The organism is Planotetraspora kaengkrachanensis, from assembly GCF_016862895.1.
GTDB classification, from domain to species: domain Bacteria; phylum Actinomycetota; class Actinomycetes; order Streptosporangiales; family Streptosporangiaceae; genus Planotetraspora; species Planotetraspora kaengkrachanensis.
The window spans coordinates 23715-43683 of the sequence record NZ_BONV01000029.1; the positions used below are offsets into that span (position 1 = coordinate 23715).

Below are 19969 nucleotides of genomic sequence, written 5' to 3' on the forward strand. Positions count from 1 at the left end.
CTTTTGCATATATTGCACAATCATGGTATGGTCGCGCGCAGAAAGGCGGTCGTGAAGACGCATGGATGACACCGGCTTCGTGGTTATGGCATGGCGTGAGCTGCTCGCCCGGCACGCCCAGGTGTCGTGCGCGCTGGATCGCGAGCTCGGCGACAAGCACGGGCTCGGGGTGAGCGAGTTCGAGGTGCTCGACCGGATGGCCGAGGCCAGGAGCTGCGGCGACGACACGGCCAAGTTCAAGTTCCGGGTGCAGGAGCTGGCCGACCAGGTTCATCTCAGCCAGAGCGCGATGTCGCGGCTGATCGCCCGCCTGGAGCGCGAGGGCCTGGTCGCCCGGGCGATGTGCGCCGACGACCGGCGGGGCGTGTTCGTCCAGATCACCGAGGACGGCCTCCGGCGGCAGGCCGAGGCCGCCCCGACACACCGGGCCGTGCTCAGCTCGGAGCTCTTCCCCCACCTCGCGAACGTGCGATGCCTGGACAACGCCCCGGACGCGGAGCACAGCGGCTCCGCGCCCGTCCCCTCCGCCTGACGGTGACGGCTACGCGGTGATCCGGCCGATGACCAGGGGAAGCAGGTCTGCTTCGCCGTCCGCGCCGATCGTGTAGGCGCCTTCCAGCGCCTCCAGCGCCCGCTCGAACCTCGCGGTCTCGTCCGCGTGCAACGTCATGAGGGGCTTGCCCTCGGTGACGACGTCGCCCGGCTTGGCGTGCAGCATGACGCCGGCTCCCGCCGACACCGGGTCCTCCTTGCGGGCCCTTCCCGCTCCCAGCCGCCAGGCGGCCACGCCGACGGCCAGCGCGTCCAGCTTCGTCAACACCCCCGACGCGGGCGCGGTGATCTCGACGAACTCGCCCGACTTGGGCAGGGCCGCGTCGGGGTCGCCTCCCTGTGCGCTGATCATGCGCCGCCAGGCGTCCATCGCCGAGCCGTCCTTCAGCGCCTCCTCGGGGTCCTTGGCGCCCCGGACGCCCGCGGCCTCCAGCATCTCCCGTGCCAGCCGTACGGTCAGCTCCACCACGTCGGAGGGGCCGCCTCCGGCGAGGACCTCGACCGCCTCCTCGACCTCCAGTGCGTTGCCCACGGCGTATCCCAGGGGGCGGTCCATGGCGGTGAGCAGGGCGACGGTCCGCACGCCCGCGTCCGTGCCGAGCTCGACCATCGTCCGCGCCAGTTCCCTGGCGTCGTCCACGTTCTTCATGAACGCGCCGGAACCCGCCTTCACGTCGAGCACCAGGGACCCGGTGCCTTCGGCGATCTTCTTCGACATGATCGACGACGCGATCAACGGGATCGACTCGACGGTGCCGGTGACGTCCCGCAGGGCGTACAGCTTCTTGTCCGCTGGGGCCAGGCCGCTGCCCGCCGCGCAGACGACCGCCCCTGCGGCGCGGATGACGTCCAGCATCTCGGCGTTGGACAGGGACGCGCGCCAGCCCGGAATGGACTCCAGCTTGTCGAGCGTGCCCCCGGTGTGGCCGAGCCCGCGGCCGGACAGCTGCGGGATGTAGGCGCCGCACGCCGCGACGAGCGGAGCCAGCGGCAAGGTGATCTTGTCGCCGACTCCGCCGGTGGAGTGCTTGTCCGCGGTGGGCCGGTCGAGGACGGACCAGTCCATCCGCTCCCCCGACCGGATCATGGCCTGGGTCCAGTCCGCGATCTCCCTGCGGTCCATCCCGTTGAGCAGGATCGCCATCAGCAACGACGACATCTGCTCGTCGGCCACCGCGCCCCGCGTGTACGCGTCGATCACCCAGTCGATCTGGGCGGTGGACAGCGCGCCACGCTCCCGCTTGGTGATGATGACGTCGATCGCGTCGAAACCCATGCTTCCCCCTATCGCGACAGGTCGTCGGGGCCGAAGGCGAACGGCACGAGGTCCGCGAGCCGCCACGGCCCCTCAGGCGTCTCCACCAGCAACTCCGGCCCGCCGTGCTCGAAGAGCAGCTGGCGGCAGCGGCCGCACGGCATCAGCAGCTCACCGTGGCCGTCCACGCAGGTGAACGCCACGAGACGGCCGCCTCCGGTCGCGTGGAGCGCGGAGACCAGCCCGCATTCCGCGCACAGCCCGAGGCCGTACGACGCGTTCTCGACGTTGCACCCGGTGACGACGCGCCCGTCGTCGACGAGCGCTGCCGCGCCCACCGGGAACTTGGAGTACGGAGCGTACGCCTTCGCCATGGCCTCCCTGGCCTCGGCGTGAAGCGTCTCCCAGTCGATGGTCATGTCGTCTGCCCCCTCCGGTACGGAATGCCGTCGGCGGCCGGCGGACGCAGCCGTTGCGAGGCCAGCGACAACACCAGCAGCGTGGTCAGGTAGGGGGTGAACGAGGTGAACTGCTCGGGCACCGTGTCCGTCACCGCGAACACCACGAAGACCACGACCGCGCCGATCCCCGTGATCAGCGCCGCCTTGTTGCGCCTCTGCCGTACGAGCTGGTAGACCGCCACGGCGGCGAGCAGCAGCGCGACGACGAACAGCAGCGCGTGGACCGAGGTCCCGCCCTGCCGGAGTTGCAGCGCGTCGGTGTATCCGAACAGTGCCGCGCCACCGGCGAGGCCTCCGGGCCGCCAGTTGCCGAAGATCATGGCCGCGAGGCCGATGTATCCGCGGCCGCCTGTCTGCCCATCACGGTAGATACCCGCCGCCACAAGGGACAGGAACGCGCCGCCCAGCCCGGCGAGGCCGCCGGAGAAGAGCACCGCGATCCACTTGTACAGGTAGACGTTGACGCCGAGGGACTCCGCGGCGACGGGCCGCTCGCCGACCGACCGCACCCGCAGGCCGAACGCGGTGCGCCACAGCACGTAGTACGTCAGCGGCACGAGCAGGATCGCCAGGATCGTGAAGGCGGACACGTTCTGGGTGAGCCCGCGCAGCACTCCGGCGAAGTCGGAGAGCACGAACCAGTGCTTCGCCTCGAGCGTCCGCAGCGGTTCGCCGATCCACGGGACGCTCAGCGTGCTCATCGAGGGGAGCGGCGGGGACTGCTTGGCGCCGCCGCCCGGCATCCCGTCGAAGACGAGCTTGGACAGGTACTGCGTGAAGCCGACGCCGACGATGTTGATCGCCACACCGGAGATGATGTGGTCCACCCCGAAGGTGACGGTCGCGACGGCGTGGATCGCGCCGCCCAGCGCACCGCCGATCGCGCCCGCGACGACCCCGGCCCAGGGGTTGTCGAACTGGAGCGCGCCCCAGGCGCCGAACCACGTGCCGAGGATCATCATGCCTTCGAGGCCGATGTTGACCACGCCGGCCCGCTCCGACCACAGGCCGCCGAGGGCCGCCAGCCCGATCGGCACGGCCAGGCCCAGCGCCGCGCTGACGGTGCCGCCCGAGGTGATGTCGTTCGCCCCCGTGACCATCCGCGCGACGGACAGCAGCACGATGAGGCCCGCGACGCCGAGCAGCAGCATCGGGAAGGTCAGCCTGAACCGCCGGTTCGGCGGCGCCTCCACGGGACGGTCCGCAGTGAGGCCCGTCGCGCTCATGACTGCTCCTCGGTGAGCGTTCCGGCGGCGCTCACCGGCCGCCGGCAGTCTTGTGTGGGTCGCTGGCTCATGCCGCGGCACCTTCCGCCTGCTGGGGGGTGGCCAGCTCGCGGCTGACCCGCCGTTGCTCCGCCACGATGCGGTACCGATGGACCAGCTCGTACGCGATGATCACGGAGAGCACGATGACTCCCTGCATGATCGCCACGATCTCCTTGGAGATGTCGAGCAGCTGGAGCGTGTCGGACGAGTTGTCCAGGAAGCTCCACAGCAGCGCGCCGATCGCCATGCCCACCGCGTTGTTGCGGCCGAGCAGGGCGATCGCGATGCCGGTGAATCCGAGGCCCGTGGGGAAGTTGGTGCTGTACTTGTACGACGCGCCGAGCAGCTCGGGCATGCCGATCAGTCCCGCGACCACGCCGGAGACGACCATCGTGATGACGATCATCTTCTTGACGCTGATCCCGCTGGCCACCGCTGCCGTCTCCGACTGTCCCGTGGCCCGCAGCTCGAACCCGAACCTGGTCCGGTTCAGCAGGACGTAGTAGGCGACGCCGAGGACGAGCGCCAGCACGATGAAGCCGGTGACCTGCAACTGGGTTCCGGGGATGAGCGCCATGCCCGGCACTCGGGAGTCCCCGGGGATCTCCTTGGTGGCGAGCTCGTTGCCCCTGAGGACTCCGAAGTGGTTGGTCACCAGCCACGAGCCGATGCCGGTGGCGATGGAGTTCAGCATGATCGTCGAGATGACCTCGCTCACGCCGCGGGTCACTCTCAGCAGGCCCGCGATCGCGGCCCACAGGGCGCCCACGACCACCGCGACCACGACGATCAGGATGATGTTGAGCACGCCGGGGAGCAGGGCCGCGCCGCCGACGCCCGCCGCCACCACGGCGGCCAGCCGGTACTGGCCGTCCACGCCGATGTTGAACAGATTCATGCGGAAGCCGATGGCCACGGCCAGGGCCGAGATGTAGTACTCGGTGCCCGTGTTGACGATGACGGCCATCGTCCGCGGCTGGGAGCCGTACTGCGCGAGGGCCTGGAAGGTCTCCAGCGGAGCCTTGCCCGTGGCGAGGAGCACGACAGAGGTGATCACTACGGCGAACAGGACGGCGAGCAGCGGGGCGACCAGGGCCAGCCAGCCGCTCAGCTTCACCCGTCCGAGGAGCCGGTCGACAAAGGTGCTCATGCGCCCTCCCCGGCGCCCGTCATGGCCGAGCCGAGCCGCTCGGGAGTCACGGAGGTCGGGTCGATGTCCGCGACGATCCTTCCGCGAAGGATCACCTTGAGTGAGTCGGACAGGCCGATGAGCTCGTCGAGGTCCGCCGAGATCAGCAGCACGGCGAGACCGGCGGCTCGTGCCGTCCTGAGGTGGTCCCAGATCGCCGCCTGCGCGCCCACGTCGACGCCGCGCGTCGGGTGGCTGGCGATGAGCAGGACGGGGTCGCCGCTCATCTCCCGGCCCACGATCAGTTTCTGCTGGTTGCCGCCGGACAGCGCGGCCGCGTCCACCTCGATGCCGGGGGTGCGGACGTCGTAGTCCTGGACGATCCTGCGGGTGTCCGCCCGCGCTCCCGCGCGGTCGACCCACAGGCCCTTGACGTTGGGCCGCCGGGTCTGGTGGCCGAGGATCCGGTTCTCCCAGAGCGGCGACTCGAGCAGCAGCCCGTGCCGGTGCCGGTCCTCCGGGATGTACCCGATGCCCGCCTCCCGCCGTTTCAGCGTGGACCACTGGCTGATGTCCTCGCCGGCGAGGGTGATGTCGCCGGTCGAGCCGCGCATCCCCATGATCGCTTCGACGAGTTCGGCCTGCCCGTTGCCCTCGACGCCCGCGATGCCCAGGACCTCGCCCTTGTGGATCTCCAGGGTGACGCCGTCGACGATCGCCCGGCCCGTGTCGCTGCGTACCGTCAGGTCCCGTACGGCGAGCGCCACGACGTCGGTGACGGTCGACTCGCGGGTCTCGGGGCTGGGCAGCTCGCTGCCGACCATGAGCTCGGCGAGCCGGCGCGCGGTCACGCCCTTGGGATCGAGCGTCGCGACGGTCGTGCCGCGGCGGATGACCGTGATCGCGTCCGCGACCCGCAGCACCTCGTCGAGCTTGTGGGAGATGAACAGGATCGTGAGGCCCTCGCGGACCAGTCCTCGCAGGTTGTCGAAGAGCTCGTCGACCTCCTGGGGAACGAGGACGGCGGTCGGCTCGTCGAGGATGAGGATGCGGGCGCCGCGGTAGAGGACCTTGAGGATCTCGACTCGCTGGCGGGCACCGACCCCGAGCTCCTCGACGGGGACGTCGGGCTCGATCGCGAGGCCGTACGCGTCGGAGATCTCCTTGATCTTCTTGCGGGCGGCGCGGAAGTCGAGTGCGACGCCGCCGCGGCGGGGCTCGCTGCCGAGGACGACGTTCTCGAGCACGGTGAGGTTGTCGGCCAGCATGAAGTGCTGGTGGACCATGCCGATGCCGTGGGAGATGGCGTCACCGGGCGTGTGGAAGACGACGGGGGAACCGTCGACCTTGATCTCGCCCTCGTCCGGACGCTGCATGCCGTAGAGGATCTTCATGAGGGTGGACTTGCCGGCGCCGTTCTCTCCGACGATGGCGTGGATCCGGCCCTTCGCGACCTGCAGATCGATGTCTCGGTTCGCGACGACTCCGGGGAATCTCTTGGTGATTCCGGCGAGCTCTACAGCAGGTTCTGTGGCGGTCGCGGTGGAAATGGCGGCCTCCTCCTTGCGGAGTGCCTGGTGACGGACATTGTTTTGTGACAGTAGACCAAGGGGCCCGGGGCTATGCCCGCGGGCCCCACGTCAGTGCAGATCAGGAGGAAGGAACCGTGATCTCGCCGCTGATGATCTTCTGCTTGTAGTCGTCGAGCTGCGACTTGATGTCGTCGAGCTGGCCACCGGTCACGGAGTAGTCGACGCCGCCGGCCTTGAGGTCGTAGATGGTGGGGCCTTCCTTGACCGTGTTGGACACGTAGTGCTGGAGGAAGTCGAAGACCGCGACGTCGACCTTCTTGATCATGGAGGTCATGATGACGTCCTTGACGCCGCTGTAGGCCGGGAGCGCGCCCTGGTCGGAGTCGACGCCGATCGCGAGGCCCTTCGCGGCCTTGGCCGCGTCGAAGACGCCGCCGCCCGAGCCGCCCGCGGCCTGGTAGACGATGTCGGCGCCCGCGTCGAACATGCCCTCGGCCGCGGTCTTGCCCTTGGCCGGGTCACCGAATCCACCGAAGTCCGGGGGCTGGGTGAGGTACTTCGACTGGATCTTGATGTCCGGCTTGACCGCCTTGGCGCCGGCCTCGTAGCCCGCCTGGAACTTGTGGATCAGCGGGACGTCGACGCCGCCGACGAAGCCGATGTTGCCCGACTTCGACTTGAGCGCGGCCGCCGCGCCGACCAGGAACGAGCCCTGCTCCTCGGCGAACAGCAGGTTGGAGATGTTCGGGGCCGCGACCGGGTCGTCGACGATGGCGAACTTCGTGTCGGGGAACTCCTTCGCCACCTTCCCGAGCGGCACGGAGTAGGCGAAGCCCACCGCGATGACCGGGTTGTACCCGCCGGAGGCGAGCAGCCGGAGGCGCTCCTCCTTCTGGGCGTCGGTCTCGCCCTGGGTCGCCTCCAGTTCCTTCTTCTCGACCTTGAGTTCGGTCACGGCCTTGTCCAGGCCGGCCGCGGCGGCGTCGTTGAAGGACCCGTCTCCGCGACCGCCGATGTCGTATGCGAGACCCACCTTGACCGCGGCGGCGGCAGGCGCCGAGGCACCGGTGGTGGATTCCGATGTCGTGCTGTCACTACCTCCACACGCGGCGGCGGCCATGAGCATGGCCCCCGCGGCAGTGGCGGCGGCCATCTTGCTAACTCGATTGCGGAGCAAGGTGTACTCCCCTTCCGTGTCCGCGCCGTCCAACTTCCGGTGCACGCACGCAGAACGCACGGCAACCCTGCACGGAAGATAGTTGTTTGACCTGCATAGACCAAACCCGCACACAAGTCCGCAATAGGTCCGTTATGCAGCTCACGCCGCCCCGTGACCAGGAGGTCAGGCGGCACGCACCTTGATCTTGCCGACGATGATCTGCTGCTTGAGCTCCTCGAGCCGTGGCTGGATGTCCCGGATGTGGCCTCCGGTGGTCGAGTAGTCCACTCCGCCCAGCCTCAGATCGTAGACAGTCGGGCCCGACCTCACCGTGCCGTCCAAGATGTTCGCGATGTAGTCGTAGACGGCCACGTCGACCTTCTTCAACATCGAGGTCAGGATGTTGCCGCGGACGTCGGGCGCGGCCGTCCTCGCCTGGTCGGAGTCGACGCCGATGGCCCACGCGTGATGCTCGTACGCGGCCTCGAACACGCCGGCCCCCGATCCCCCGGCGGCCTGGTAGACCACGTCGGCCCCGGCGTCGTACATGCCCTGGGCGGCCAGCCGGCCCTTGGCCGGGTCGTCGAACCCGGTGAGGTCGGGCGGCTGGGCCAGGTACTTCACGTCGACGGTGTCCTCAGGTTTGATGTGCTTGACCCCCTGGACGAAGCCGATCTCGAACTTCTTCACCAGAGGCGACTCGACGCCGCCCACGAAGCCGACGTGTCCCGTGCGCGACTTCAGCGCGGCGGCGGCGCCGACGAGGAACGAGCCCTGCTCCTCGGCGAACAGCAGATTCGAGATGTTGGGCCCCCTGGCCATCGTGTCGTCCACGATGGCGAAGCGGGTGGCGGGGAAGTCGGGGGCGACCCTTTTCATCGGTTCCGAATAGGCGTAACCCACCGCGATGATCGGGCTGTATCCCGCCTCGGCCAGAACACGCAGCCGCTCGGCCTTCTGCGCGTCGGTCTCCCCGTGAGTGGCCTCCAGTTCCTTCACGGTCCGGAGTCCGAGGTTTCTCTTGGCGTCGTCGAGCCCGGCCGCGGCGGCGTCGTTGAACGACTGGTCCCCGCGCCCGCCGATGTCGTACGCCAGCCCCACCTTCATCGAGGAGGCGTCCGATCCGGAGAATTCAGGCGGTTTGCCACCGCACGCGGCGGCTACGACCAGAGTTCCGGCCATGAGCACGGCGATCGACCGCAAGAGACCTCCTTCACTGACGTTGACCCACTAATGTGGCTTATGTCGGGTAAGAGATAACTAGCGACCAATACAATATTTGTCCAAATTTGTGGACTTTATTCCGAATTGTGGGTGACCGCGGGCCTGGCGGCACCACCGGCGTCCCACTCTTCACCTGAGAACGCCTTTTCTCGCGCCGTACGGCGAAGCCGGCCGTGATGTGCCCGTTATCGGCAATTTCACGCGTTTCTCATCGGTCACCGCCGCGAATTCCGGTTCGGACCGACCGCCCGTCCTCGAGGTAGAGCGACCGCCTCGGGATGGCGAGGCGTCGACGAGAGGAAGTGCCGCCATGGCGGACGAGCACGCCACCGGCAAGGGAGTGAATCCGGCCGACAGCGGCACCGCGCAGGAGGGCGGCACCGGACGGCAGACGGACGAGACCGGCTCACCGCCGGCACGGCCCACCGCGCAGGGACACGGCCGCACGGACCCGGCCGCCGCACAGCCTGCGCAGGTCGCCGCGGACGCCCGCGCCGGCGACGACCGGCCGCTCGGCAGGCTCGGCCGCCCCTTCAACCACCGGTCGCCCTTCTTCATCGGGATGGCCGGCGCCGCCGGGATCGCGGTGACGTACGCCCTGATCCAACTGGTGATCAGCGTGCGCGACGTCCTGGTGCTGATCGGGCTCGCGATGTTCCTGGCCATCGGCCTCAACCCGGCGGTCGAGTGGCTGGTGGGCAGACGCCTGCCGCGATGGGCGGCGGTGACCGCCATCGTGCTGGCGACGCTGGGACTGGCGGGCGGATTCCTCGCCCTGGCCATCCCCGCCCTGGTCGACCAGGGCGGCCAGTTCGCCAAGCAACTCCCCGGCTACGTCCACAGCCTGCAGGACCGTCACTCCGTGCTCGGCAGCCTCAACCAGCGCTTCCAGATCGAAAGGCGCATCACCGAACTGACGACGTCCGGGACCGGGCTCTCGCTGGCGGGCGGCCTGCTGGGCGCCGGCCGGATCGTCCTGAGCACGGCCGCGTCCTTCCTCATCGTCTGCGTGCTGATGATCTACTTCCTGGCGGACCTGCCGCGCATCACCGGCACCGTCTACCGGTGCATCCCCCGCTCCCGGCGGGCGAGGGCCGTCCTCATCACCGACCAGGTCCTGATGAAGGTCGGCGCGTACGTGCTGGGGAACCTGATCACCTCGGTGATCGCCGGCGTGGCCACCTTCCTGTGGCTGGTCATCTTCGGAGTGCCGTACCCGGCGCTGCTCGCCCTGTTCGTCGCCCTCGTCGACCTCGTGCCGGTGGTGGGGTCCACGATCGGCGGAGTGGTCGTCTGCCTCGTGGCGCTCCTGGTCTCGTTCCCGGTCGCGCTCGCCACGCTGGGCTTCTACCTCGCCTACCGGTTCGTGGAGGACTACCTGATCGTCCCCAAGATCATGGGGAAGGCCGTCGACGTGCCCGGAGTGGTCACGGTTCTGGCCGTCCTGATCGGCGGAGCCCTGCTCGGCATCGTCGGCGCGCTGATCGCGATCCCCGTCGCGGCCGCCATCCGGCTGCTGCTGAACGAGATCGCCTTCCCACGCCTGGACCGCTCGTGACCGCCCCGCGCCGGGGCGGCCGGCCAGCGTCAGTTCTTGACCGCCCCGCGCCGGGGCGGCCGACCGGCGTCAGTGGGCGTCGGCCCCCCAGAGCGCGGTCAGTGTCGTCGCGGCCATGACCTTCACCCCGTAGCCGATCGCCCGCTCGTCGACGTCGAACTCCGGACGGTGGATGTCGACCTCGTCGATCGCGCCCGGCGACCTGGTGCCGAGCCGTGCCAGAGCGCCGGGCACCGACTCGACGTACCACGAGAAGTCCTCGCCGCCGAGGCTCTGCGGCGTGGGGACGGCCGCTCCCTCTCCGAGGATCTGGTCGATGGCGTCGTGCAGCATCTGGATGCTCGTGGCCTCGTTGACCGTGGGAGGCGTGCCGCGCTTGTAGTTCAGCTCCGCGTCCACGCCGTACGCCCCGGCGACCGAGTCGAGCAGCGCCTTGACGAGGTCGGGCGCCTGGTGCCAGGCGTTCTCGTCCAGGGACCGGATGGTCCCCTGCGCAGTGCCGACGTCCGGGATGGTGTTGAAGGCATAGCCGGCGGTGATCTGACCCCACACCAGGCTGAGGCTCGACCGCGGGTCGACCCGGCGGGACAGGGCGGCGGGAAGCTCCGTGATGATCTTGCTGAGCGCGTAGACGAGGTCGACGGTCAGGTGCGGGCGGGCGGTGTGCCCGCCGGGGCCGGACACCTTGATCTGGATGTGGTCGCAGGACCCGGTGATGGGACCGGTGCGCAGGCCGATCTGCCCGACGTCGATCCTGGGGTCGCAGTGGAGGGCGAAGATCCGGTCGACCTCGTTGAGGCCGCCGTCACGCATGACCTCGAGGGCGCCGCCCGCGACCTCCTCGGCCGGCTGGAAGATCAGACGCACGCGGCCGGGCAGGGCGCCGGCGTCCGCCTGCGAGGCGAGGAACAGCCCGGCTCCGAGGACGACCGCGGTGTGCACGTCGTGCCCGCACGCGTGGCAGGCCTCCGGGTTCGTCGACCGGTACGGAACGTCCTTCTCGTCCTCCATGGGCAGCGCGTCGATGTCGGCGCGCAGCGCCACCGTGGGCCCGCTGGCCTCGCCGAGGTCGACCCACAGGCCCGTGCCACGGGACAGCAGCCGGGGCGTCAGGCCCGCGTCCGTCAGCCGCTCAGCGATCTTCTCGGTGGTGCGGTGCTCGCTGAAGGCGATCTCCGGGTGGGCATGGACATCGCGCCGGAACTCGATCAGCTCATCGTTGTGCTCGCGAAGGAAGCCCGCCAGCTGCCCAGCCAGGTCGTTTCCCCCGGGCGGAGCCATGTCAGGCGGGGCGAGCTTCGATGAGGTGGTCACAGGTCTTCCCTTCTCCGGCGAGCCGTCCAGCCACGGATCGCGGGATCGTCGAAAGCAATCGAGCCGAGGAGATCGCGCTGAAAGCTCGAAAGGGTCGTGCGGGCGTCACGCCACCACCGACCCTTCCTTCACAATCTTTCCACGCATCGACCGTCCTAGGCGGTGGATTGCCCAGTATTTACACCGGCAACTGCGTGATGCCAGAAGTCGGTTTCCTTTGACGTACAAATCAGACATACGTATCAGGCACTCGAATGTCCGGACCCTCGGTTGGGGTTCGAGGTCACGAACCGGTCCTCGGCGAGTTCGATCAACGTCGCGTCCACGATGTCCTCGAGAGTTCCCCCTTCAGCGAGGATCGCCCGCTGGCGCTCACAGGAACTCCCTTGTTCCAGCACGTCGGTCATGACGGCGAGCTCCTCGGCACAGCCGAGTCTTTCTGCCACCGGTTCCAGTTCGCGCTGAAGTTCATACAATACGTCGCGCATGGGCGCGGTGCTGCCATGGTCGTCGGTGATGACGTCCGCGTCGAGGCCGTAGCGCGTGGCGCGCCACTTGTTGTCGCGCACGACCCAGGCCGCGGGATGCGGCAGCTTGTACCCCCGGTCGATCTGCTGGTCGAACTGGTGCACGAGGCACTGGCTCAGGGCGACCACCATGCCGACCTCGCGCGGTGTGGGGATGCCGTCGAACATCCGCACCTCGATCGTGCCGAAGTCGGGATGCGGCCGGATGTCCCACCACACCTCCTTGATGCTCCTGATCGTCCCCGCGCGGAGCAACGTGCTCATGTACTCCTCGAACTCGGCCCAGTCGGCCAGCAGGTGCGGCGGGCCCGCGGTCGGCAGGGCGCCGAAGACGATGGCGCGGCTCGAGGACAGCCCCGTGTCCTGCCCTCCCCAGTAGGGGCTGGACGACGTCAGGGCGAGGAAGTGCGGCAGGTGCGCCGCCAGGGCGTTGACGATCGGGATGACCTTCTCCCGATCCGTGACGCCCACGTGGACGTGCACCCCGAACGTCTGGATCCGCCACGCGAGCCACTGCATCTCCTCGACCAGCTCGGCGTACCGCTGCACCGGCGCGTAGACCGCGTCCCGCCAGTCGCTGATGGCGTGCGTCCCGGTGCAGGCCAGGCCCGTTCCGCGCGGCTCCACCACCTCCTGGAGGCGCCGGAGGCTCCGCTTGAGGTCCTCCACGGCCTCGCCCGCCGTGTTGCAGACGTCGGTGACGATCTCGATCTGCGACTGCATCAGCTCGTGCATCGCCTTGGGACGCCGGCCCTCGCTCAATTCGGGAACGGCGGCGAGCACCTCCTTGGCGTCCTGCCGGAGCTGACGGGTGTGCCTGTCGACGAGCTGAAGCTCCCACTCCACACCGAGCGTCGTACCGCGCGAAGGGTTGAATTCGATCGCCACCGCATGCCTCCGTGACTCGGGATCTCGTCTATGGCCTACCCCTCTTCCACGCCCGCACGCCGATGGTCCCGAGCACGAGGGCGAGGATGATGTTGACCGCGATCAGCACGCCGTGGACGACATAGAAGGCGGTCGGATGCCCGTCCGCCAGGTTGAATCCCAGGTTGATCCATTCAAAGATCATGAAAGCGGCGAGGGCCAACAGAAAGCCCGATACACGTCTCGTCATCCTCACAGTATCGGCGGAGGCCTCCGGGGACTGTGTCTTCGATCTTTGGGGGACATGTCCTCACATGCGAAAAGACGCGAAGCTAGGCTGATCCCCCTATGGGGACGAACCACCGGGCCCTCGTGGCCGCGCTCATGACGACGACGCTGATCGGGCTGACGGCCGCACCCGCCGCCGGCGCGACGATCGTCCGCGGAAGTCTGGCCGACGGGTCCGGCCTCGAGACCGGCGCCCCCGACACGGCGACCCTCGACGCCGAGAGCTCCGCGTCCGCCAGTCCCGACACCGGGAGGCTGAACGGCACTCAGACGGCGGCGAACCCGATCGGCGGGCAACTGCTGGGCCGCCGCGGCCTGATCGTCCCCGCGGGGATCGCCCCGCCGCCCAAGACCGAGGCGTCGGCATTCCTCATCGCGGACGCCGACACCGGCCAGGTGCTCGCGGCGAAGGACCCGCACGGGCACTACCGGCCGGCGAGCACGCTGAAGACCCTCACCGCGGTGACGCTCATCCCCAAGCTCGACAAGGACCGCTGGGTGAAGCCGAGCCAGTGGGCCTGCAACGAGGAGGGCAGCGCCGTCGGCATCGTCCCCGAGCCGATCTACCAGATCGACGACCTGATGCGCGCCATGCTGATCGTCTCCGGCAACGACGCGGCCGACGCCCTCGCCGAGGCCAACGGCAGCCTGGCCAAGACGCTGGCCGACATGAACAAGGAGGCCAAGAAGCTCCAGGCGTACGACACGGTCGCCAAGACGCCGAACGGCCTCGACAAGCCGGGGCAGCGCAGCTCGGCCTACGACCTCGCCCTGATCGCCAGGGCCGGGCTGGCCATGCCCGACTTCCGCAAATACGTCAGCACCAAGACCGCCAAGTTCCCCGCGCCGAAGGACCACGGCAAGAAGAAGGATCGCGACAGGCAGGGCGACGACGACCGTGAGTCACCCACCCCGACGACTACCCCGCCCGCCTACTACGAGATCGCCAACCACAACAAGCTGCTCGGCAAGTACAAGGGCATGATCGGCATCAAGAACGGCTACACCACGAAGGCGCTCGGCAGCTTCGTGGGGGCGGCCACCCGCAACGGCCACACGATCATCGTCGTGATCATGCATCACCCCGGCGGGTTCTGGGAGGAGGTCGCGAAGCTGCTCGACTGGGGCTTCGCCGCCGACGGCAAGGTCACCCCGGTGGGCGAGCTGGTCAAGCCCGCTGCCCCGCCAACGCCCAAGCCCTCGTCCCTGGCCGTACGGCACTCGCCCGCGGCGCAGGCGCCGGTCTCCGGCGGCGGGTGGACCGACCACGCCCCGCTGGTGACCGCCGCGGTCCTCGGCGTGGGGCTCGCCGGAGCGCTCGCCCTCGGGTACGGCCTGCGCCGCCGCAGGCGGGCCGCCGATCAGCCCTGACCTCCGAGGGCGGACGGCACGGGCGTCGGCTCGGGAGGCGGGCCCAAGGTGGCCGTCGCCGTCCAGGCCGCGGAGTAGAGGATCACCCTGGCCGCCAGGTTGATCCACAGCAGCAGGCCCACGATCACGGCGAAGGCGCCGTAGACCGGATTGCGCAGCGTGCCCGCGAGGATCAGCGCCGCGAGCTGCTTGAGCAGCCCGAACATCACGGCCCCCAGCAGTGAGCCCTTGAGGATCACCAAGAAGGGCTGCGCGGGCTTCGCCAGCCAGCCGAGCATGATGAGGAACAGCAGGATGTCGGCCGCGAGACTCACGAGAAGTCCGGTGATCCACACGGACGGCCCCGAGAGGATCGTGCCGCCCAGCCCGAGCCAGCCGGTGACCGTGCTGGTCGCGCTGGTCGCGAATCCGCCCACGGCCACGGAGACGAGCATGGTGACGCCGACGAGCACGAGCGCGACCAGGTCCCTGAGCTTGCCCAGGAAGTAGTTGAGCGGCGGCTCGGCCACCATCCAGATTTCCCGCAGGGCGGAGCGCAGCGCCTCCATGGCGCCCAGGCCCGCGTAGAAGAGGCCGACCAGGCCGAAGACGCCCGCGCTCGTCTGGACGTCCTTCAGCTTGTCGATCTGCAGCCTCGACGCCAGCCCGGGGAGCTGCTCGTTGATCGCCTTGATGAGCGTCTCCACCACGTCGGGCGTGAAGAACTGGATCACCGCGAAGGCGAGCGCGATCAGCGGGAAGAACGACAGGAACGCGAAGTAGGTGAACGCCCCGGCCAGCCGGTCGCCCGACTGCACCTGGTACCGCTGGACCGTCCGGATCAGATGGTCGATCCAGCGGTGACGGATGCGCTGGGTCTCGATGACGTCGCGGCCCCGCGCCCTCAGCGCGTCGGCGCGCCGCGTGACCCGCTGGACGATTCCTGTTCCCACGGCCGGTGCCTACCCCACGAGGCGGTCACGACGCAAGGGCGCGGCTCTGTGTGGGTGCCCGCCGCTCATGAGCCGTCAGGGCGTGGGGAGCAGCCCCAGCCGGTCGCGGACCTTCTCCATGGTCTCCTGGGCGACCGCACGAGCCTTGGCGGCGCCCGCGGCGAGCAGCCGGTCGAGCGCGGGCTCGTCGGCGAGCAGTTTCTCCGTACGCTCGCGGATCGGCCCGAAGGCCTCCACGACGAGCTCGGCGATCTCCTTCTTGAGGGTGCCGTAGCCCTGGCCGGTGAACCGCGCCTCCAGGTCGGGGATGGAGACGCCCGAGATCGCCGAGTGGATCCTGAGCAGGTTGGTGACGCCCGGCTTGTTCTCCTCGTCGGCGACGATCTCGCTGCCGGTGTCGGTCACGGCCCGCATGACCTTCTTGCGCAGCGCCGCCGGGTCCTCGAGGACGTCGAGGATGCCCTGCGGGCTCGACGACGACTTCGACATCTTGGCCGTCGGTTCCTGGAGGTCGCCGATCTTCTCGACCTCCTTCAGGATGTACGGGTTCGGCACCTTGAAGGTCGGGCCGTACCGGCTGTTGAACCGCTGCGCGAGGTCGCGGCTGAGCTCGAGGTGCTGTTTCTGGTCGACGCCCACCGGCACCTGGTCGGCCTGGTAGATCAGGATGTCGGCGGCCTGGAGGATCGGGTAGGTGAACAGGCCGACGCTGGCGGCGTTCTCTCCGTACCTGGCGGACTTGTCCTTGAACTGGGTCATCCGGCCGGCCTCGCCCATCCCGGTCTGGCAGATGAGGTACCACGCGAGCTCGGAGTGCTCGCGGACGTGGCTCTGCGCGAAGACGGCGGCCCGCTCCGGGTCGAGCCCCGCCCCGAACAGCTGGGCGGCGGCGACCCTCGTCCGCCGGCGCAGCTCGTCCGGCTTGGGAGTGACGGTCAGCGCGTGGAGATCGGCGATGAAGTAGAACGCCTCATGCGTCTCCTGGAGCGCGACGTACTGCCGCACCGCGCCGAGGAAGTTGCCCAGGTGAAAGGAGTCGGCGGTGGGCTGGATGCCGGACAGAACGCGAGGTCGGGCCATGACATCCCATTCTGGCAGGGTTCGACGGGTAGCCGCGACAGGGTCACTCCCCGGCCTGCGGCGCGTCGCCCTCGGTGTGCCCCTCGACGGGCGGAGCCGTCGCCGTCGGGGCGACGCGGACCCGGGACACCCGCCTGCCGTCCATCTCGGTCACGGTGAGCCTGACGCCGGGCGCGTCCGCTGAGTCGCCGTTCTGCGGCAGATGCCCGAGGGCGGCCATCATGTACCCGCCGAGCGTCTCGTAGGGCCCGTCGGGGAGCCTGACCCCGGTCTGGTCGGCGAACTCGTCGAGGTTGACCAGCCCCTCGACCTCCATCTCGCCGGCGATCACCCGGACGGCCCGGCCGTCGTCGTCGTACTCGTCCCTGATGTCGCCGATGAGTTCCTCGACCAGGTCCTCCAGGGTGACGATGCCGTCGGTCCCGCCGTACTCGTCGACGACGATCGCCAGGTGGTGACCCTCGTCGCGCATCTCGGCCAGGGTCACCAGCACCCGTTTGCTCGCGGGGACGAGTTTGACCGGCCGGATCGGGATCAGCTCGCTGATCGGCTCGATCCTGCCGGTCAGCACCGGATCCAGAAGGTCCCGGACGTGGACGAAGCCGATGATGTCGTCGTAGGAGTCCCGGTAGACGGGGAAGCGGGAGTGCGGGAGGCCGGCGGCGAGGATCGCGGCCTCGGCGAGCGGGGTGTCCGCGGCCATGAACTCGACCTCGGTGCGGGGTAGCAGCACCTCCCTGAGCTGCCGCTTGCCCGCGGCGAAGACCTCGGCGATCACGTCGCGCTCGTCCTGGGTGAGCTCCTTGTGGCCCACCACGATGTCCCTGAGCTCTTCCGTGGTCATCGCGGCGCGGTCGGCCAGCGGGTTGCCGCCGAGCAGCCGGACGATCCCGTTGGTCGACTTGGACAACACCCAGATCACCGGCCTCGACAACGTCGCGATGCGATCGAGCAGCGGCGCGACCAGGAGGGAGAACGACTCGGCGCGCTGGCGCCCGAGGCGCTTGGGCGCGAGTTCGCCCAGCACGAGCGACACATAGGAGATGGCGAGGGTCACGATCACGAACGCCACCGGGGCGGCCACGGCCTCCCTGAGGCCCCAGCCGGTCAGCACCGGCCGCAGCCTGTCGGCCAGCGCGTCGGCGCCGAGCGCGGCGGACAACACCGTGGCGACGGTCACGCCGACCTGGATGGCGGACAGGAACCTGTTCGGGTCGCGGGAGAGCTTCTGGACCCGCGCACCCCGGCGGCCGGCCCCGCTCAACCGCCGGATCTGGCTCTCCCGCAGTGAGACCAGGGCCATCTCCGCGGCGGCGAAGAAGCCGCCGATCAGAATGAATATCAGGACCAGTGTGATGGTCAACGCGACGTTGTCCACGTCATCAGTCCGTTCACATGCTTGGGATCGCGCCTGCTGGCCATTCGCGATCTCGTGCCGGCGTCTTAGATCACGGTACTGCCTGGGGCCCCGACCCTCTCCCCCGCGAAGCGCGTAAGCTAGGGCCAGCCGTACATAATCAAACAAAACCCAACAGGAGTACACAGTGAAGCTGCTGGTTACTGGTGGAGCAGGGTACATCGGCAGCGTCGTGGCGTCCCAGCTTGCCGAGGAGGGGCACGACGTCACGGTGCTGGACGACCTGTCGACCGGGCACAGGGACGCCGTACCGGCCGAGGCCCGGTTCGTGGAGGGCTCGATCACCGAGGCGCACGGCCTGCTGACCGAGGGCTTCGACGCGGTGTTCCACTTCGCGGCCAAGTCGCTCGTGGGCGAGTCGGTCGAGAAGCCGGGGCTGTACTGGTCGCACAACCTGGGCGGCACCCTGACCCTGCTCGACGCCATGCGCCAGGCGGGAGTCGGCCGGATCGTGTTCTCCTCCACCGCCGCGACGTACGGGGACCCGTCCGCCGACGGCACCGCCGCCCGGCCGATCGTGGAGACCGACCCCACCCGGCCGACCAACCCCTACGGCGCGTCGAAGCTGGCCGTCGACACCGCGCTGACCGCGTTCGCCGGTCTGTACGGACTGGCCGCGGTGAGCCTGCGCTACTTCAACGTGGCCGGCGCCTACGGCCGGTACCGCGAGCGCCACACGGTCGAGACCCACCTGATCCCCAACGTCCTCAAGGTCGCCCTGGGCGAACGGGAGTCGGTGAGCGTGTTCGGCGACGACTACCCGACCCCCGACGGCACCTGCATCCGCGACTACGTGCACGTCTCCGACCTCGCCCGCGCCCACCTGCTCGCCCTCGACGCCTGTACGGCCGGCACCCACCGGATCTTCAACCTCGGCAACGGCACGGGCTTCTCCGTGCGGGACGTCATCGACGTGTGCAAGGAGGTCACCCGGCACGAGATCCCCGTGGTGACGGCGCCGAGGCGGCCCGGCGACCCCGCCTTCCTGGTGGCGTCGTCGGACAAGATTCAGCGGGAGCTCGGCTGGAAGCCCGACCACACCTCACTGGAGGGCATCGTCGCCGACGCCTGGGCGGCGCTCACACGCTGACCTCGCGGACCGTGCCGGAACCGGCCGTCTCGGCACGGACGGCACGGGTCTAGCCGCGGCGGAGCGCGACCCGCATCCGCGCCTTGTTGTTGGCCGGCCGGCGGTCGCCGAGACGGCGGGAGTACACGGTGGCCATCGTGGCCACCGCGTGCGACGCCCGGGACGGCACCCGGAACACCAGTTGCAGCAGGCCGGTCGACCCCGACCTGATCGGCGGGAGGGAGCACCCGACGAAGGCGGGACCGCGGCGGCACCTGCCCCCGGTCGCCGACTCGAGCCTGGCCTCCCGCGGCTGCAGGAAGACGTAGGCGTCGCGGACGACCCGGGGCCCGCGGTTGCGCACCTCGGCGCGCACCGCGAACCAGTGGCCGGGCCTGGTGAACCTGGTGGACCGGCCGAACCGCACGGCGAGGTCGGCGCCCCCGTCGACCTTGGTCACCGTCTCCGCGGTGTTGTCCGACCTGTCGGAGTCCACGATCTCCGACGACAACGTCGCCTCCGCGCGGAGCGGTCCTTCCGCGCCCGGCTTGATGAGCCCGGTGATCGTCATGCTTCCCGAGCCGCCCGCCAGGACGTCCTGCGACGCCCTGCAGATCACCTCGTTCATCCCCCGGCCCGGCGTGCATTCGGCGACGTCGACGTTGATGATCTGAAAGTCGCGGGGCGTGTGGACCCGCAGAACCGGCAGCACCGCGTCTCCGGGGCCGTCATTGTGCACCTTGATGCGATAGGTCAGCGGCTGGCCCGGCTGTGCGACCTTCGGCGAGGCGGCGATCCCGACCGAGAGGTCGGCGGTTCCCCATTGCTCCCCAGCGAGCGCCGGTTGCGGCGCTCCTGCGACCAGAACGCACATCAAACCCGTGACGACCCTGCGACCCATACCGTTTCCCCCGAAACACTCGAGATCAATTCAATCGTGTGCGGGCGCGCTCCCATCCGTTCGAC

18 protein-coding genes are annotated in these 19969 nt (G+C 69.3%); 4 read left to right on the forward strand and 14 right to left on the reverse strand.

What is annotated here, in order from left to right; genetic code table 11:
- Nucleotides 1-61 precede the first annotated feature (61 nt).
- Nucleotides 62-532: a MarR family winged helix-turn-helix transcriptional regulator gene (locus Pka01_RS26835; RefSeq protein ID WP_203885672.1), complete on the forward strand. Its 471-nt coding sequence runs from the start codon at nt 62-64 to the stop codon at nt 530-532.
- Between the two features lie 9 nt (nt 533-541).
- On the opposite strand, the gene Pka01_RS26840 is transcribed toward Pka01_RS26835, so the two are convergent.
- The 7 genes from Pka01_RS26840 to Pka01_RS26870 form a co-directional block, all read right to left on the reverse strand.
- Nucleotides 542-1828, reverse strand: coding sequence for a thymidine phosphorylase (locus Pka01_RS26840; protein ID WP_203885673.1), 1287 nt, complete (start codon nt 1826-1828; stop codon nt 542-544).
- Between the two features lie 8 nt (nt 1829-1836).
- Nucleotides 1837-2226, reverse strand: coding sequence for a cytidine deaminase (locus Pka01_RS26845; RefSeq protein WP_203885674.1), 390 nt, complete (start codon nt 2224-2226; stop codon nt 1837-1839).
- Entirely contained in the window at nt 2223-3494 is a 1272-nt protein-coding gene (locus Pka01_RS26850; protein WP_203885675.1) for an ABC transporter permease, read from the reverse strand. Before Pka01_RS26850 ends, Pka01_RS26845 begins: the two co-directional genes overlap by 4 nt.
- Nucleotides 3495-3561: 67 nt before the next feature.
- On the reverse strand, nt 3562-4686 hold the full coding sequence (locus Pka01_RS26855) for an ABC transporter permease (protein WP_203885676.1): 1125 nt from the start codon (nt 4684-4686) through the stop codon (nt 3562-3564).
- The gene (locus Pka01_RS26860; protein WP_203885701.1) at nt 4683-6215 is read right to left on the reverse strand and encodes an ABC transporter ATP-binding protein; all 1533 of its coding nucleotides are present in this window, start codon (nt 6213-6215) and stop codon (nt 4683-4685) included. Before Pka01_RS26860 ends, Pka01_RS26855 begins: the two co-directional genes overlap by 4 nt.
- Before the next feature lie 100 nt (nt 6216-6315).
- A complete protein-coding gene (locus Pka01_RS26865) occupies nt 6316-7350 on the reverse strand; it encodes a BMP family lipoprotein (protein WP_239115334.1) in 1035 nt (344 codons plus the stop codon).
- A 189-nt stretch (nt 7351-7539) separates the two neighbouring features.
- Nucleotides 7540-8559 carry a BMP family lipoprotein gene (locus Pka01_RS26870; RefSeq protein ID WP_239115336.1) on the reverse strand — a complete coding sequence of 340 codons (1020 nt, stop codon included), beginning with the start codon at nt 8557-8559 and terminating at the stop codon, nt 7540-7542.
- Between the two features lie 331 nt (nt 8560-8890).
- On the opposite strand from Pka01_RS26870, the gene Pka01_RS26875 reads away from it, so the two are divergent.
- The gene (locus Pka01_RS26875; RefSeq protein WP_203885678.1) at nt 8891-10138 is read left to right on the forward strand and encodes an AI-2E family transporter; all 1248 of its coding nucleotides are present in this window, start codon (nt 8891-8893) and stop codon (nt 10136-10138) included.
- Between the two features lie 69 nt (nt 10139-10207).
- Here the strand turns inward: Pka01_RS26875 and Pka01_RS26880 are convergent, their stop codons facing one another.
- The 3 genes from Pka01_RS26880 to Pka01_RS26890 all read right to left on the reverse strand — a co-directional run bounded on the left by Pka01_RS26880 (nt 10208) and on the right by Pka01_RS26890 (nt 13096).
- Nucleotides 10208-11419 (reverse strand): amidohydrolase, encoded by a 1212-nt coding sequence (locus tag Pka01_RS26880; protein WP_203885703.1) that lies wholly within the window; start codon nt 11417-11419, stop codon nt 10208-10210.
- A 275-nt stretch (nt 11420-11694) separates the two neighbouring features.
- On the reverse strand, nt 11695-12867 hold the full coding sequence (locus tag Pka01_RS26885; RefSeq protein ID WP_203885679.1) for a glutamate--cysteine ligase: 1173 nt from the start codon (nt 12865-12867) through the stop codon (nt 11695-11697).
- 28 nt (nt 12868-12895) lie between these two features.
- Nucleotides 12896-13096, reverse strand: a complete 201-nt coding sequence (locus tag Pka01_RS26890) for an SCO4848 family membrane protein (RefSeq protein ID WP_239115346.1) — start codon at nt 13094-13096, stop codon at nt 12896-12898.
- 98 nt (nt 13097-13194) lie between these two features.
- Between Pka01_RS26890 and Pka01_RS26895 the strand changes: the two genes are divergently transcribed.
- Nucleotides 13195-14505 carry a D-alanyl-D-alanine carboxypeptidase family protein gene (locus Pka01_RS26895; RefSeq protein WP_239115348.1) on the forward strand — a complete coding sequence of 437 codons (1311 nt, stop codon included), beginning with the start codon at nt 13195-13197 and terminating at the stop codon, nt 14503-14505.
- Here Pka01_RS26895 and Pka01_RS26900 read toward each other — a convergent pair.
- The 3 genes from Pka01_RS26900 to Pka01_RS26910 form a co-directional block, all read right to left on the reverse strand.
- Nucleotides 14496-15437 carry a YihY/virulence factor BrkB family protein gene (locus tag Pka01_RS26900; protein ID WP_239115350.1) on the reverse strand — a complete coding sequence of 314 codons (942 nt, stop codon included), beginning with the start codon at nt 15435-15437 and terminating at the stop codon, nt 14496-14498. The two genes, Pka01_RS26895 and Pka01_RS26900, sit on opposite strands and share 10 nt — an antisense overlap.
- 75 nt (nt 15438-15512) lie before the next feature.
- Entirely contained in the window at nt 15513-16517 is a 1005-nt protein-coding gene (gene trpS, locus Pka01_RS26905) for a tryptophan--tRNA ligase (protein ID WP_203885681.1), read from the reverse strand.
- A gap of 43 nt (nt 16518-16560) precedes the next feature.
- Complete coding sequence (locus Pka01_RS26910) at nt 16561-17895, reverse strand: hemolysin family protein (RefSeq protein ID WP_203885682.1); 1335 nt, start codon at nt 17893-17895, stop codon at nt 16561-16563.
- Nucleotides 17896-18061: 166 nt separating this feature from the next.
- Here Pka01_RS26910 and galE point away from each other — a divergent pair, with 166 nt between their 5' ends.
- The gene (galE, locus tag Pka01_RS26915; RefSeq protein ID WP_203885683.1) at nt 18062-19024 is read left to right on the forward strand and encodes a UDP-glucose 4-epimerase GalE; all 963 of its coding nucleotides are present in this window, start codon (nt 18062-18064) and stop codon (nt 19022-19024) included.
- Between the two features lie 49 nt (nt 19025-19073).
- On the opposite strand, the gene Pka01_RS26920 is transcribed toward galE, so the two are convergent.
- Entirely contained in the window at nt 19074-19904 is an 831-nt protein-coding gene (locus tag Pka01_RS26920) for a COG1361 family protein (RefSeq protein ID WP_203885684.1), read from the reverse strand.
- Between the last annotated feature and the right edge of the window lie 65 nt (nt 19905-19969).

Excerpts from the sequence above, each read along its gene's own strand:
- Pka01_RS26845 (WP_203885674.1), bottom strand. The coding sequence starts at position 2,226 with ATGACCATCGACTGGGAGACGCTTCACGCCGAGGCCAGGGAGGCCATG.
- Pka01_RS26865 (WP_239115334.1), bottom strand. The coding sequence starts at position 7,350 with ATGGCCGCCGCCACTGCCGCGGGGGCCATGCTCATGGCCGCCGCCGCG.
- Pka01_RS26880 (WP_203885703.1), bottom strand. The coding sequence starts at position 11,419 with ATGGCTCCGCCCGGGGGAAACGACCTGGCTGGGCAGCTGGCGGGCTTC.
- trpS (WP_203885681.1), bottom strand. The coding sequence starts at position 16,517 with ATGGCCCGACCTCGCGTTCTGTCCGGCATCCAGCCCACCGCCGACTCC.
- Pka01_RS26855 (WP_203885676.1), bottom strand. The coding sequence starts at position 4,686 with ATGAGCACCTTTGTCGACCGGCTCCTCGGACGGGTGAAGCTGAGCGGC.
- Pka01_RS26875 (WP_203885678.1), top strand. The coding sequence starts at position 8,891 with ATGGCGGACGAGCACGCCACCGGCAAGGGAGTGAATCCGGCCGACAGC.
- Pka01_RS26890 (WP_239115346.1), bottom strand. The coding sequence starts at position 13,096 with ATGACGAGACGTGTATCGGGCTTTCTGTTGGCCCTCGCCGCTTTCATG.
- Pka01_RS26850 (WP_203885675.1), bottom strand. The coding sequence starts at position 3,494 with ATGAGCGCGACGGGCCTCACTGCGGACCGTCCCGTGGAGGCGCCGCCG.
- Pka01_RS26895 (WP_239115348.1), top strand. The coding sequence starts at position 13,195 with ATGGGGACGAACCACCGGGCCCTCGTGGCCGCGCTCATGACGACGACG.
- Pka01_RS26920 (WP_203885684.1), bottom strand. The coding sequence starts at position 19,904 with ATGGGTCGCAGGGTCGTCACGGGTTTGATGTGCGTTCTGGTCGCAGGA.
- Pka01_RS26835 (WP_203885672.1), top strand. The coding sequence starts at position 62 with ATGGATGACACCGGCTTCGTGGTTATGGCATGGCGTGAGCTGCTCGCC.
- Pka01_RS26840 (WP_203885673.1), bottom strand. The coding sequence starts at position 1,828 with ATGGGTTTCGACGCGATCGACGTCATCATCACCAAGCGGGAGCGTGGC.